The organism is Paraburkholderia sp. RAU2J, from assembly GCF_003634845.1.
Classification (GTDB): Bacteria; Pseudomonadota; Gammaproteobacteria; order Burkholderiales; family Burkholderiaceae; genus Paraburkholderia; species Paraburkholderia fynbosensis.
Window position 1 is genome coordinate 1814325 of the sequence record NZ_RBXG01000001.1, and the last position, 12379, is coordinate 1826703.

A 12379-nucleotide genomic window follows, 5' to 3' on the forward strand; every position below is an offset into this window, starting at 1 on the left:
TTAACTTTCGGCAAACAGCGACATGACCGAATCGCCGCGACGAATGCGCGAGAACGTTTCGGCAAGCAGGCCGGCGCTGGTCAACGAACGGATCTTTGCGCACGAGCGGGCTTCTTCGCCGAGCGGGATCGTGTCCGTGACAACGAGTTCGTCGAGCGCGGAAGCCGCGATACGCTCGCCTGCACCGCCCGACAGAACCGGGTGGGTAGCGTAAGCGAACACCTGCTTTGCGCCGCGTTCCTTCAAAACCTGTGCTGCTTTGCAGAGCGTGCCCGCGGTGTCGACCATGTCGTCCATGATCACGCAGGTACGGCCTTCGACCTCACCGATGATGTTCATCACTTCGGCGACGTTCGCCTTCGGACGGCGCTTGTCGATGATCGCGAGATCGCAATTGAGCTGCTTCGCCAATGCACGGGCGCGCACCACGCCGCCGACGTCCGGCGAAACGACCAGCAGGTTCTCGTAGTTCTGCTTGCGCAGATCGCCGAGCAGCACGGGCGTAGCGTAAATGTTGTCGACCGGGATGTCGAAGAAGCCCTGAATCTGGTCAGCGTGCAGATCCATCGTGATGATCCGCTCAACGCCCGCGATTTCCAGCATGTTCGCCACGATCTTCGCCGAAATGGCGACGCGCGCGGAACGCGGGCGACGATCTTGACGAGCATAACCGAAGTAGGGGATCGCTGCGGTGATCCGGCCAGCGGATGCGCGCTTGAGCGCATCGACCATGATCATCAGTTCCATCAGGTTGTCATTCGCCGGCGCGCACGTGGATTGCAGGACGAAGACGTCCTTGCCACGCACGTTTTCCTGAATCTCGACCTGGATTTCACCGTCCGAGAAACGGCTAACCATTGCTTTGCCGAGGGGAATACCGAGGATTTTGACGACTTCCTGTGCAAGCGCGGGATTCGCGTTGCCAGTAAAAACCATCAGGCCGTCATGGCTGCTCATCGTGCACCTGCTTCAGGCTGGGGGCGAGGGGAAATGCGAGATATTTTTGGCAGGGGAGAAAGGATTCGAACCTTTGCATGCCGGAATCAAAATCCGGTGCCTTAACCAGCTTGGCGACTCCCCTACACTAACTCTGAGCTCCGCCGAACGTGGAGTTTCGTTCGACGATGCAAAACTTATGACGCGAAAGCAAAGAGTGGATGTTGATCCAGACCGGCGGCCACTGCGCTATTCCATTCGGCTGGCAGCCTGGCTTGCACCGCTTCTGCTTCAGCTTTACTACGGAACGCTGCAAAGACACTTGCACCTGATCCAGACATCCGCGCTGGCGCGACGTTTTCAAACCATCGCAGCACTTGCGCTACTTCCGCGTACTTTTCTACGACAACCCGCTGCATGTCATTACGGCCAAAACTTTCCGGCCATTCAGTGTTGCAGCTGAGTTCTGCAGGAAAGTCCGTAATTATGAGTGGCTTTGAATCTCTTGTCAACGCTTTTTCGGAAAAAATCGCTGCAGTTGGAACCCGCACCCTCGGCGTCACCACCAAGAAGTGGCGCGGCGGCAATTGTACAACGTCTAAAGCTTCACCGACACCCTCTGCGAACGCATTTTGTCCAAAAACAAAAAACGGCACGTCAGCGCCCAGCTTCAATGCCAATGCCTGCAATTCCAGACGCGGCAAGTCGAGCTTCCACAGACGGTTCAACGCGAGCAGCGTCGTCGCCGCGTCGGAGCTGCCACCGCCGAGGCCGGCGCCCATCGGCAGGCGCTTCTCAATCTGGATGTCGACACCCTCGGACGAGCCCGTATGCACCTTGAGCAAAGTCGCGGCGCGCACGGTCAGGTCATGCTCAGGCGGCACGTCCGCGATCTCGGTGCTGCGCGTGATGCGGCCGTCGTCGCGTCGCTTGAAGTGCAGCGTGTCGCCCCAGTCGAGCAACTGGAAAACCGTTTGCAGCGTGTGATAACCATCCGGCCGGCGGCCGGTGATGTGCAGGAAGAGGTTGAGTTTCGCTGGCGCGAGGCAATCGCGCAGCGAATCGGTCGTTTCAATCATGAGTCGAGGCTACATGCGCCAAGCGGCGCCGAAGAAGCGGCAAGGTTGCGCATAGACGCGAATTACTGATCCAGCACGAGCTTGATGTCAAGCGGCGGCTCCGAACGGCTCAGGTTGAGGCGCTTCACGCCGGTGGCGGGCGCGTCGGCATACGCAAGGTAGTCGATGGTCCAGCCATCCTGCGTGATCTGCTTCAGACGCGACGGCTGCTCCGGGTCTTTCTCTGTTTTGGCGCGCGAAGTAGGCGCGGGCGACGGTTGCAGCCAATAACGCAGACCCTCGACAGGCAGGGCGAAACCGAGCGCATTCTGCATCAGCGTGGACACGTTGTCCGCGGTCAGGGGCTGGCGGTTCGGCAATTCGAGCGTGGCTGCGGACGGCGACGACGTCACGATCGCCAGCGTCTGGCCAAGCGGGTTGCGCAATTGCAGCGTTACGGTGTCGCCCGTTTCCTGCCAGGAGAAGTTGCCGTAAGCGTTGCGCTGCTGGCCGTTCTGATCGTTGTACTGGATCGCGAAGCGGCCCTGGTAAGCGCGGCTCGTCTGCGCGGTGACCGAAGTGGCGGCATTCGACGTGGACGGCCCCTGCGGTTTCACCGACGCACAGCCGGCCAACGCGACAACCGCTGCCGCAGCGAATCCGAGCGCCGCGCCGCGAGGCGCCCGGGGAAAGGAAATCAAACGGGAAAGACGTATCAAAGATCGTTTACCTGGAGACGTTGGAGCGTTTTGACAAGCGTTTCGTTGTCCGGTTCGAGCTTGCGCGCCTCGCGGAAGGCGGCGCGAGCCTGATCCTGCTGGCCGCTTTTCCACAGCACTTCGCCGAGGTGCGCGCCGATTTCGGCGTTCGGCTGGAGGTCGTAGGCTTTGCGCAGCAGCTTGATCGCATCCGACGTATCGCCCATCCGGAATTTGACCCAGCCCACGCTATCCATGATGAACGCGTCGTTCGGCGCCAGCGCCGATGCTTTCTCGACCAGTTTGTCCGCTTCTGGGAGGCGCTGGTTGCGATCGGCCAGCGAATAGCCGAGCGCGTTGTACGCCTGCGGATTGTCGGGCTGCGTCTGGATGAGCTTGCGCAACTGCGCTTCCATCACGTCGTAATGGCCGGTCTTTTCGGCGGCCATCGCGTAGTCGTAGGTGAGATCGGGGTCGTTGGGGAAGGCCGCCGTGGCTTGTTGCAGGCGCGATTCCGCTTCCGGGTAGCGCTTCGCGTCGAACAGGATCGCCGCGTCGGTGCGGGAGATCAACGCCAGGTCGCGCGGATCGGACACCTGCAGATTGGCCAGCAGCTTGCGCGCGTCGTCGGTCTTACCCTGCTTCGCCAGCAGTTGCGCGCGCGTGATCTGCGCGGCCATATATTGCTGGCTCGACGGCGAGATCTTGTTGAGCCAGTCGCTCGCCGCCGCTTCGTTCTTCTGCTCGAGCGCCAATTGCGCCAGGTAGATGTACGCCTGGCCCGCATCGGCGCCCGGCGTCTTTTCGGCCAGTTGCGCGTACTGGGTCAGATACGTCTGCGCCTCGTTGAAATTCTTCTGCTGGATCTTGATCAGCCCGAGCGCCATCAGCGGCGTGAGGTCGTTCGGGTTGGCCTTGTGCATGATCTCGAACTGCTTCTGCGCGTCGTCCAGACGGTCGCTCGCGAGATACAACTGCGCGAGCGCGAGACGCGCGTCGTGCGATTTCGGATTCTGCTGCACGTATTTTTCAAGCGACGCGATGCCTTCCGCGCGCTCTTCCGGGCCCATCTGCGACAGCAGCAGCGCCGCCGGCAGGTAGTCGGGCTTCAGCGTCAGCGCCTGTTCGAGCGATTTGCGCGCGCCCGGCGCGTCGTCCGACAGAAGCTGCTGGCGCGCGATCGCCAGTTGCGCTTCCGGGCGGTTCATGTCGTTCTTCAGCAACTCCTGCAGCACGTGCAGGCCGCCGATCCGGTTCGGGCCGCGCGACAGCAGCAGTTGCAACGCGAGAATGGCGCTGCCGCGATTGTCCGCGGGCACCTTCGCGAGTTCGCCAGCGAGAATTGGCGCTGCCTCGTCAGGTTTGCCCGACAGCACGAGCAGCGACGCGTCGAGTTGCGCGGCGCGCTCCGAATTCGGCGCATACTGCTGCCACAATTGCGCGGCGGCCAACGCGTCCGACGGGCTTTGCGCGGCCAGCGCGATCTCGGTGGCGCGCTGCGCCATGCGTGGGTCGTGCGTGTCGCGCGCGAGGGCGAGGTAGGTCTGGTAGGCGGGCGCCGGCTGGTCGCGCTGCAGCGCGACTTCGGCCGCTAGCACCTGAAATACGATCTGGCTCGACAGCGGCACGTCGGGCAACGATTTCTGGTCTTCCGCCGATGCCGGGCCGAGCGGGTCCGCCAAAGTGACGGAGGTATCGTCCGGATCCGCCGACGGGTCCTGCGCGTGCGCGGGCACGGCGGCCAGCGCCCAGACGGCAAGCGCGGCGGCGCCGAGCATCCGGCGAGCGGACACGGCGTGCGGCACGCGGGATGCGCGAGCCGGGCGCTTCGAAAACAGCTTCACGAAGGACAATTTCATGGAAATCCGTTCAATGTTTCGGACGATTGTAACGCGCTCGCTACAATACGGGCACAACCACTCACGCAAGTTGCAGACCAGTTAGAAATGCCAGAGTTGCCAGAAGTCGAGGTTACCCGACGGGGAATCGAACCGTATGTGTCCGGGCGCAAGGTCGAACGCGTCGACGTGCGTACGCCCGCGCTACGCTGGCCGATTCCGGTCGACCTTGCGAAAACCTTGCGCGGCCATGTAGTGCGCAAAGTTGAGCGGCGCGGCAAGTATCTGCTGTTCGAAATCGACGCGGGCTGGCTCATTGTGCATCTTGGCATGACTGGGACGCTGCGGGTGCTGCGGCATGTGCCGCATCCACCGGAGGCGGCGAAACACGACCACGTCGACTGGATCTTCGACGAATTCATTCTGCGCTATCGCGATCCGCGGCGCTTTGGTGCGGTGCTGTGGCATCCGCGCGAGGCCGGCGACATTCTTGAGCATCCGCTGCTCGCGGGGCTCGGCGTCGAACCGTTCTCGCCGGCGTTCTCCGGCGCGTTGATGCATCGGCTCACACGCGGGCGCAAGGTGTCCGTGAAGCAGGCGCTGCTGGCCGGTGAAATCGTGGTGGGCGTGGGCAATATCTATGCGTCGGAGAGCCTGTTTCGCGCCGGCATCCGTCCGACCACTGCTGCGGGCAGGGTCTCGCTCGTGCGCTACGACCTGCTCGCGGACGCCGTGCGCGTGACGCTTGCTGCGGCGATCGAGAAGGGCGGCAGCACGCTGCGCGATTTCGTCGGCAGCGACGGCGAAAGCGGCTATTTCCAACTCGACTATTTCGTCTATGATCGCGCGGGCCTGCCATGCCGCGTGTGTGGAACGCAGATCAAACAGATCGTGCAGGGGCAGCGTTCTACGTATTTCTGTCCCACCTGTCAGCGGTAAATCGCCCATGCCTTCTCGTGTAACTCCGCGCGCCGCCGCGCGTTCAGCTTCGTCCGGCACGTCCGATACCGGCATGTCCGATACCGGCACGTCCGGAACGCCTTCGTTTTCAGCCATGCCCGATTTCTCCGCGCGCCTGATCGCGTGGCAGCGCCGGCACGGGCGTCACGATCTGCCGTGGCAGAACACGCGCGATCCTTATTGGATCTGGCTGTCGGAGATCATGCTGCAGCAGACCCAGGTGTCGACAGTGATTCCGTACTACGCCAGATTTCTCGCGCGTTTTCCGGATGTCGCCGCGCTTGCAGCCGCACCTTCGGACGACGTGATGGCGTTATGGGCCGGCCTCGGCTACTACACGCGCGCGCGCAATCTGCATCGCTGCGCGCAGGTGGTGGTCGAGCAGCATGGTGGGGCGTTTCCGGCGTCGGTCGAGCAACTCGCGGAGTTGCCGGGCATCGGCCGTTCGACCGCGGCGGCGATCGCATCTTTTGCCTTCGGCGCGCGCGCGACGATCCTCGACGGCAACGTGAAGCGTGTGCTCGCGCGCGTATTCGGCGTCGAAGGTTTTCCGGGCGAGAAGAAGGTCGAGAATGCGATGTGGACGCTGGCCGAGTCGCTGCTGCCGCCGAATGCATCGGACGACGAAGTGAGTTCGTACACGCAAGGTCTGATGGATCTCGGCGCGACACTCTGCGTGCGCGGCAAGCCGGATTGCCTGCGTTGTCCGTTCGCGGCCGACTGCGTGGCCAACGTCACGGGGCGTCAGCGCGAGTTGCCGACATCGCGTCCGAAGAAAGTCGTGCCGACGCGCCGCACCTGGATGCTGGTGCTGCGTGACGGCAACGCGGTGATGCTGGAGAAGCGTCCGCCGTCGGGCATTTGGGGCGGCTTGTGGAGCCTGCCCGAGGCCGCCGACGAAGCCGCACTCGCCGAGCGGGCACGAGCCTGCGGCAGCGACGGCGCGGTCTCGCCGCTCGCGCCGCTCACGCACGTGTTCACGCATTTCAAGCTCGACATCGAGCCGAGGCTCGCGGAACTCGATCGCAGTGTCGGCGCATTGGCCGCGCTGAGCGATGCGGACACCGCGTGGGTCGCGCTCGGCGATCTCGATTCGGTCGGGGTGCCGGCGCCGGTGCGCAAACTGCTAGACAGTCTGCAGGGTTCGTTGATCTAACGATCGGTCTGATTTGCCGGCGGCGCGGCGGCACGTTAAAGCAGTTGATGCTGCTGCATGTAGTGATGAACCACGTCGATCCGCGCGCCGGCGTCCTGCAGTTCCATCAGTTTCTGGCGTGCTCGCAACGCGATCGGCAGCACTTCGGCGAGACGGTTCGACACCCACGACGGGTCTTCGAGTCGGAACGGTTCCGCGAACGGCAGGCTGTCCGGGTCGCGCTCGCGAATCGTCGCGATGATCCGTTCGAGCACCTCCGCGCACGCGCCGAATTTGGCCAGCAATTCATTGCCTTCGAGCGGCAGGTCGTCGCCGATCGGTTCCGCCATGCCGACCAGCAGGCCGCTGCTTTCCACACGGTGCGACAGCAGGCGAAACCGCCGCGTGCCGCGCGCGCGAATCAGCAGCATGCCGAAGGCTTCCACGTCGCATTCTTCGATTTCAGCGAGACAGCCGATTGCTTCGGGCACCGAAGGCTCTTCCTCGCGCGCCACTTCCGCGCCGCTTTTCAGCATGCACACGCCGAACGGCGTTTTTTCACGCAGGCAATCGCGCGCCATATCGAGGTAGCGCGCTTCGAAGATCTTCAGTGGCAGTAGTCCGTCGGGAAACAGCACCGTATGCAGCGGAAACAGCGGCACATCGGCAAGCACAGTAGAAGTAGAAGACATGGCGCAACGCTTCGAGTTGAGGCCGCGCGATGCGGCCGGTTAAGCCACTAGCTTCGATGATTCGCCGACGTCGACCGGCGCATCGCGGTGCCGCACAATCACATTCGCCGACTTTGCGAGACGCGCGGCGAGCGTCTCCGCAATGAACACCGAGCGGTGCTGGCCACCCGTGCAACCGATCGCGACGGTGAGATAGCTGCGATTGTCGTCGCGGAAATGCGGCAGCCACTTGGAGAGAAACTTCTCGATGTCGTCGATCATTTCATGCACGACCGGCAGTGCACCGAGAAAATCCATCACCGGTTTGTCGAGGCCGGTGAGGGGCCTCAATTCATGATCGTAATACGGGTTTGGCAGCGTGCGTACGTCAAATACGAAATCCGCGTCGAGCGGCACGCCGCGTTTGAAGCCGAACGACTCGAACATCAGCACGAGTCCCGCTTCCTTCTGCTCGATGAAACGTTTGACCCATGCGCGCAACACGTTTGCGCGCAGATTGCTGGTATCGATCTGGTGGCCGAATTCGGCAAGGCCCGCGACGAGCTCGCGCTCCCGTTCGATCGCTTCCGCGAGCGAGGTGAGCAGGCCGACGTCCGCGTCGTGCGCGGTGGAACCCGACAACGGATGGCGGCGGCGCGTTTCGGAGAAGCGCTGGATCAGCGACTGCGTGCTCGCGCTCAGGAACAGCACGCGCACGTCGTGAGCGCGCGACAGGTCGCGGATCATGGCGGGCATTTCGTCGAGCGAAGCGCTCGAGCGAGCGTCGATGGCGACCGCGAGGTGGTCTTGCCCGTCTTCGGCCAGGTAGGTAGCGAGTTGCGGCAGAAAGCGCGGCGGCAGATTGTCGACGCAGTAGTAGCCTGCGTCTTCAAGCGCGTTCAAGGCAACTGACTTGCCGGAGCCGGATATACCAGTGATCAGGATTATGCGCATGGAGTCGTCGAAACCGTACATTCCATCATAGCATCTGGTCCCCATGCGCGTAGCTGCTGCCGGCCTCCGGCTGCGGGCGCTTCATGGCGCATGCCGACTCAGATCAGTTTGCCCGGAAACTGGCTGTCGGGTTCCTGCATCGCAAGGCGCTGGCGATCCATGAAGTCGCGCAGCGTATCGATGCCGCGCAGTTGCAGGATCGTGTTGCGCACCGCCGCTTCGACCAGCACCGCGAGGTTGCGGCCCGCAGCCACCTGAATCGTGACCTTGCTGATCGGCAGGCCAAGCACGTCGACGGTTTGACTTTCCAGCGGCAGCCGCTGGAATTCGCCGTCGGGACGGCGCACCAGTTGCACGATCAGTTTCAGCTTCATTTTCCGGCGCACCGCCGTTTCACCGAAGATCGTCTTGATGTCGAGCAGGCCGAGGCCGCGCACTTCGAGCAGGTTTTGCAGGAGCGGCGGGCAGCGCCCTTCGACGAAGTCCGGACCGAGGCGCACGAAGTCGACCGCGTCGTCGGCAACGAGGCCATGGCCGCGGCTGATCAGCTCCAGCCCGAGTTCGCTTTTGCCGAGGCCCGAGTCGCCGGTCAGCAGCACGCCCATGCCGAGGATGTCGAGAAACACGCCGTGCAAGGTGGCGCGCGGGGCGAGAATGCGCGACATGTACAGGCGCAGGCTGTCGATCACCGCGGCGGCGGACATCGGCGTGGTGAACAGCGGCGTGGATGAGCGCGTGCAGCGCAGCACCAGCTCCGGCGGCGCGGCGACGCCGCCCGCGACCACCAGGAACGGCGGCTCCAACGCGATCAGCTCGGCCATGTGGCGTGAGCGGTCTTCATCGGTCTGGCGCTTGTAGTAGTCGATTTCGGCGTCGCCGAGCACCTGGATCCGGTTGGGGTGGATCAGGTTCAGGTGGCCGACGAGATCGGCGCTCGACGTGGCATTCGCGACGGATTCCGAAGAAAAGCCGCGTTCCCAGCCTTCATGCCCCGTCAGCCAGCTGAGCTTCAGCATGGCGGCGTTGTCGTCGAAAATGCTTTGGGCGTTGATGCTGGACGTATCCATGAGTCAGTGACTCCAGTGTGGGCCGCTTGCCGGGCTAAGAGGCGGACGCGCTAACGCGGGCCACGCGCGTTGCCAGCCGGTACTCGCATGCGGGCGGATAACCGCCGCTGCATCAAGGTTGCCACTGAGTGAGCAGACGATGCAACGATTCGCGGTCTTCTTCCGTGTGCAGGCGCTCGCGGGCCTCACGATCGGACAGCAACTGCGCGATTTCCGACAGGATTTCGAGGTGCTGCTGGGTGGCCTGTTCGGGCACGAGCAGGAAGATCAGCAGCGAAACGGGCTGACCGTCGGGCGACTCGAAGGGGATGGGTTCGGCGAGTCGGACGAACGCGGCGAGCGGCTGTTTCAAGCCCTTGATCCGGCCATGCGGAATCGCGACGCCTTCACCGAGCCCCGTCGATCCGAGGCGCTCGCGCGCAAACAGATTGTCAGTGACCGTGCTTCGGGCGATGCCGTTCTGGTTCTCGAAGATCAGGCCCGCTTGCTCGAACACACGTTTCTTGCTGGTGACCGATAGTCCGACGACGACGTTCTCGAGGGGAAGAAATTTGGCTAAACGATTCATGTTGACAGGCGAAAACGTGGCCTGGGTTCTCCTCGCTGGGGCGTTTGAGTGGCGTTCCATTCGTTCGATGCTCGCGAAGACCTGCGGTGGAGTCGGAAGTGCGAGACTCTGGCCGGCCGATTTCCGTACGAGCTAGCTTGACCCCGATGGTAACCGGAACATTATAGAACAGGGTAGCTACGGATGGTGCGGCGCGCCATCGATGCGCGATGGGTTTTTAACGATTTGGTCCATAAGCTGCGCCGACGTGCGAAAAATGCGCCCAGAAACGAAAAACCGCCCGATTTGGGGCGGTTTTGCCAAGGTGAGGAAAATGAGAAAGCCCTCTAATTTTCCTTATTGCGGCGGCACATCCAGTTGCGGCGCCGGTTGATACTTGATCGCCTCGTGCTGATGACCTTGCAGACGATCCTTGTGGCGTATCACTTGCCGGTCGAGCTTGTCGATCATCAGATCGATTGCAGCGTAGAGATCGCTGTCGCAGCTCTCGACAAAGATATCTTTGCCCTTGAGATGCAGGTTGATTTCAACCTTTTGACGCTTGTCCTTTTCCTTGTGGTTGTCGACCGAGAGGACCACACTGCCGTCGATTACCTGATCGAAATGTCTTAGCACCCTATCCAGTTTGGTGATCACGTATTCGCGCAACGCAGGCGTTACTTCGAGGTGGTGTCCACTGATCTGCAGATTCATAGTGCTTCTCCAAGCTAGTGGCCGCTTGTTCCGCACGATGACAAAGGTCCGGTCGATATGTCGGCTTGCCTGAGTCGCCCCCCGGTGACTGACATCTGGCAGGTCGCATCGGCCGGCCTGTCCGCCAACTGCGGAGCGGCCGGTAAATGCCCGCCACGGAAGGCGACGGGCTACAGAGACTTGCGCAGGTTGACTGCCGGGATCTTGAGCGCTTCGCGGTACTTCGCAACGGTACGCCGTGCGACCACGAAGCCCTGTTCCGCCAGCAGTTCGGCTATGCGGCTGTCTGAGAGAGGCGATTTCGGGTTTTCCGCTCCTATCAGTTGTTTGATGAGCGCGCGAATGGCCGTGGAAGAGGCCGCGCCGCCCGTGTCGGTTGAAACGTGTGAGCCGAAAAAATACTTGAATTCCAGCGTCCCGAATGGGGTCAGCATGTATTTACCGGTTGTCACACGCGAGACAGTCGACTCGTGTAGGCCCAGCGTATCAGCAATTTCTCGCAAAACCAAGGGGCGCATGGCAATTTCGCCGTGCACGAAAAAGCTCTTCTGACGCTCCACAATGGCCTGCGCGACGCGCAGGATCGTCTCGAAACGTTGCTGGATATTCTTGATCAGCCAGCGCGCTTCCTGCAGTTGCTGGCGCAACGATCCGCTGCCCGGATCGCCGCGGTTATTGCGCAGAATATTCGCGTACAGGTGGTTGATGCGCAGCTTCGGCACTACTTCCGGATTCAGTTCGGCCTGCCAGCCCTGGGCCGTTTTGCGCACCATGATGTCCGGTACCACGTAGTCCGCTTCGGCCTTGCCGTAAGCGGCGCCGGGGAACGGTTCGAGTGAACGGATCAGCACATGCGCATCGCGCAGGTCGTCGTCGTTCGCCTTCAGGTGTTTGCGCAGCCGCGTGAAATCGCGCGCGGCGAGCAGTTCGAGGTAGTGGCTGACGATGTCGAGCGCCAGCGTTCGCGTAGGCGACGGATCGAGCCGCAGCAGTTGCAGCTTCAGACATTCGGACGCGGAACGCGCGCCGACCCCGGCCGGGTCGAAGCTATGCAGCAGCGCGAGCGCGGCGTTCATTTCGTCGACATCGACTTCGAGCTCTTCGGGCAGGTCGGCCAGCACTTCTTCGAGCGTGGCGGCGAGGTAGCCGTCGTCGTCGAGCGATTCGATCAGAAACGTGATCAGCGCCCGGTCGCGTTGACCCGCCTGGGTAACGCGCAATTGCGCCATCAGGTGGTCGCGCAGCGACGTGCTCGATTCGTGGATTTGCAGCGGCGGCAGGTCGTCGTCGTCGGACGCATTGCCGGAGCGGCCGTAGTCGTCCAGATTCCATTGCGACGCGTCGCCGTTGCTGTCGCCCGAGAGGCCGTTGTATTCGTCGACGCCTTGCGGCTCGCCGTTTTCGGCGCGCTCGTTGCTGCTGGACGAAGATGACCCGTTGCCGCCCATCTGCTCAGGCGGCGGGGACGAATTGGGTGCCTGCGTAATCAGCGAACCGTCAGCCGCCACCCGCAACGGGCTCGCGATCCAGTCGTCCTCGTTTTCGAGGAGCGGATTCTGCGAGATCGCCATTGCGACTTCCTGCTGCAGTTCGAGCGTGGACAGCTGAAGCAGCCGGATGGACTGCTGCAGTTGCGGGGTCAGCGCAAGATGCTGCGATAGGCGGAGTTGGAGGCTGGCTTTCATGGCAAGTTGAGATTCATTGTAGAGAGTTTGCCACGACCGCGATACCACCTTGCGACATTCGCAATTACGTGTGCGCCCGTTTTCGGCGGCGCTGGGCGCGAGAGGGCCCAGGTCGA

Annotated in this window: 12 protein-coding genes and 1 tRNA gene; 2 read left to right on the forward strand and 11 right to left on the reverse strand. The window is 62.5% G+C overall.

The annotated features are described in order from the left end of the window. The 5 genes from B0G69_RS08415 to B0G69_RS08435 all read right to left on the reverse strand — a co-directional run bounded on the left by B0G69_RS08415 (position 1) and on the right by B0G69_RS08435 (position 4551). A complete protein-coding gene (locus B0G69_RS08415; protein ID WP_006048037.1) occupies positions 1 to 957 on the reverse strand; it encodes a ribose-phosphate pyrophosphokinase in 957 nt (318 codons plus the stop codon). A 47-nt stretch (positions 958 to 1004) separates the two neighbouring features. Further along, positions 1005 to 1081 (reverse strand) — tRNA-Gln (locus tag B0G69_RS08420). Between the two features lie 52 nt (positions 1082 to 1133). Then, positions 1134 to 2015 carry a 4-(cytidine 5'-diphospho)-2-C-methyl-D-erythritol kinase gene (gene ispE, locus B0G69_RS08425; RefSeq protein ID WP_121316461.1) on the reverse strand — a complete coding sequence of 294 codons (882 nt, stop codon included), beginning with the start codon at positions 2013 to 2015 and terminating at the stop codon, positions 1134 to 1136. Positions 2016 to 2077: 62 nt separating this feature from the next. Beyond that, entirely contained in the window at positions 2078 to 2710 is a 633-nt protein-coding gene (gene lolB, locus B0G69_RS08430; protein WP_121319227.1) for a lipoprotein insertase outer membrane protein LolB, read from the reverse strand. Further along, positions 2710 to 4551 carry a tetratricopeptide repeat protein gene (locus B0G69_RS08435; protein ID WP_121316462.1) on the reverse strand — a complete coding sequence of 614 codons (1842 nt, stop codon included), beginning with the start codon at positions 4549 to 4551 and terminating at the stop codon, positions 2710 to 2712. The genes lolB and B0G69_RS08435 overlap by 1 nt, the downstream gene beginning before the upstream one ends. A gap of 87 nt (positions 4552 to 4638) precedes the next feature. Between B0G69_RS08435 and mutM the strand changes: the two genes are divergently transcribed. Both mutM and mutY read left to right on the forward strand, forming a co-directional pair. Next, on the forward strand, positions 4639 to 5469 hold the full coding sequence (mutM, locus tag B0G69_RS08440) for a bifunctional DNA-formamidopyrimidine glycosylase/DNA-(apurinic or apyrimidinic site) lyase (RefSeq protein ID WP_121316463.1): 831 nt from the start codon (positions 4639 to 4641) through the stop codon (positions 5467 to 5469). A 115-nt stretch (positions 5470 to 5584) separates the two neighbouring features. Next, positions 5585 to 6646: an A/G-specific adenine glycosylase gene (mutY, locus tag B0G69_RS08445; protein WP_121316464.1), complete on the forward strand. Its 1062-nt coding sequence runs from the start codon at positions 5585 to 5587 to the stop codon at positions 6644 to 6646. A gap of 35 nt (positions 6647 to 6681) precedes the next feature. On the opposite strand, the gene B0G69_RS08450 is transcribed toward mutY, so the two are convergent. The 6 genes from B0G69_RS08450 to B0G69_RS08475 form a co-directional block, all read right to left on the reverse strand. After that, on the reverse strand, positions 6682 to 7317 hold the full coding sequence (locus B0G69_RS08450) for an LON peptidase substrate-binding domain-containing protein (protein ID WP_121316465.1): 636 nt from the start codon (positions 7315 to 7317) through the stop codon (positions 6682 to 6684). Between the two features lie 39 nt (positions 7318 to 7356). After that, positions 7357 to 8250, reverse strand: coding sequence for an RNase adapter RapZ (rapZ, locus tag B0G69_RS08455; RefSeq protein ID WP_121319229.1), 894 nt, complete (start codon positions 8248 to 8250; stop codon positions 7357 to 7359). A gap of 98 nt (positions 8251 to 8348) precedes the next feature. Next, a complete protein-coding gene (gene hprK / locus B0G69_RS08460) occupies positions 8349 to 9317 on the reverse strand; it encodes an HPr(Ser) kinase/phosphatase (protein WP_121316466.1) in 969 nt (322 codons plus the stop codon). Between the two features lie 112 nt (positions 9318 to 9429). Beyond that, positions 9430 to 9945 (reverse strand): PTS sugar transporter subunit IIA, encoded by a 516-nt coding sequence (locus B0G69_RS08465; protein ID WP_012431657.1) that lies wholly within the window; start codon positions 9943 to 9945, stop codon positions 9430 to 9432. A 276-nt stretch (positions 9946 to 10221) separates the two neighbouring features. Then, a complete protein-coding gene (gene raiA / locus B0G69_RS08470) occupies positions 10222 to 10578 on the reverse strand; it encodes a ribosome-associated translation inhibitor RaiA (RefSeq protein ID WP_020066967.1) in 357 nt (118 codons plus the stop codon). 170 nt (positions 10579 to 10748) lie between these two features. Continuing rightward, positions 10749 to 12263 (reverse strand): RNA polymerase factor sigma-54, encoded by a 1515-nt coding sequence (locus B0G69_RS08475; protein ID WP_121316467.1) that lies wholly within the window; start codon positions 12261 to 12263, stop codon positions 10749 to 10751. Between the last annotated feature and the right edge of the window lie 116 nt (positions 12264 to 12379).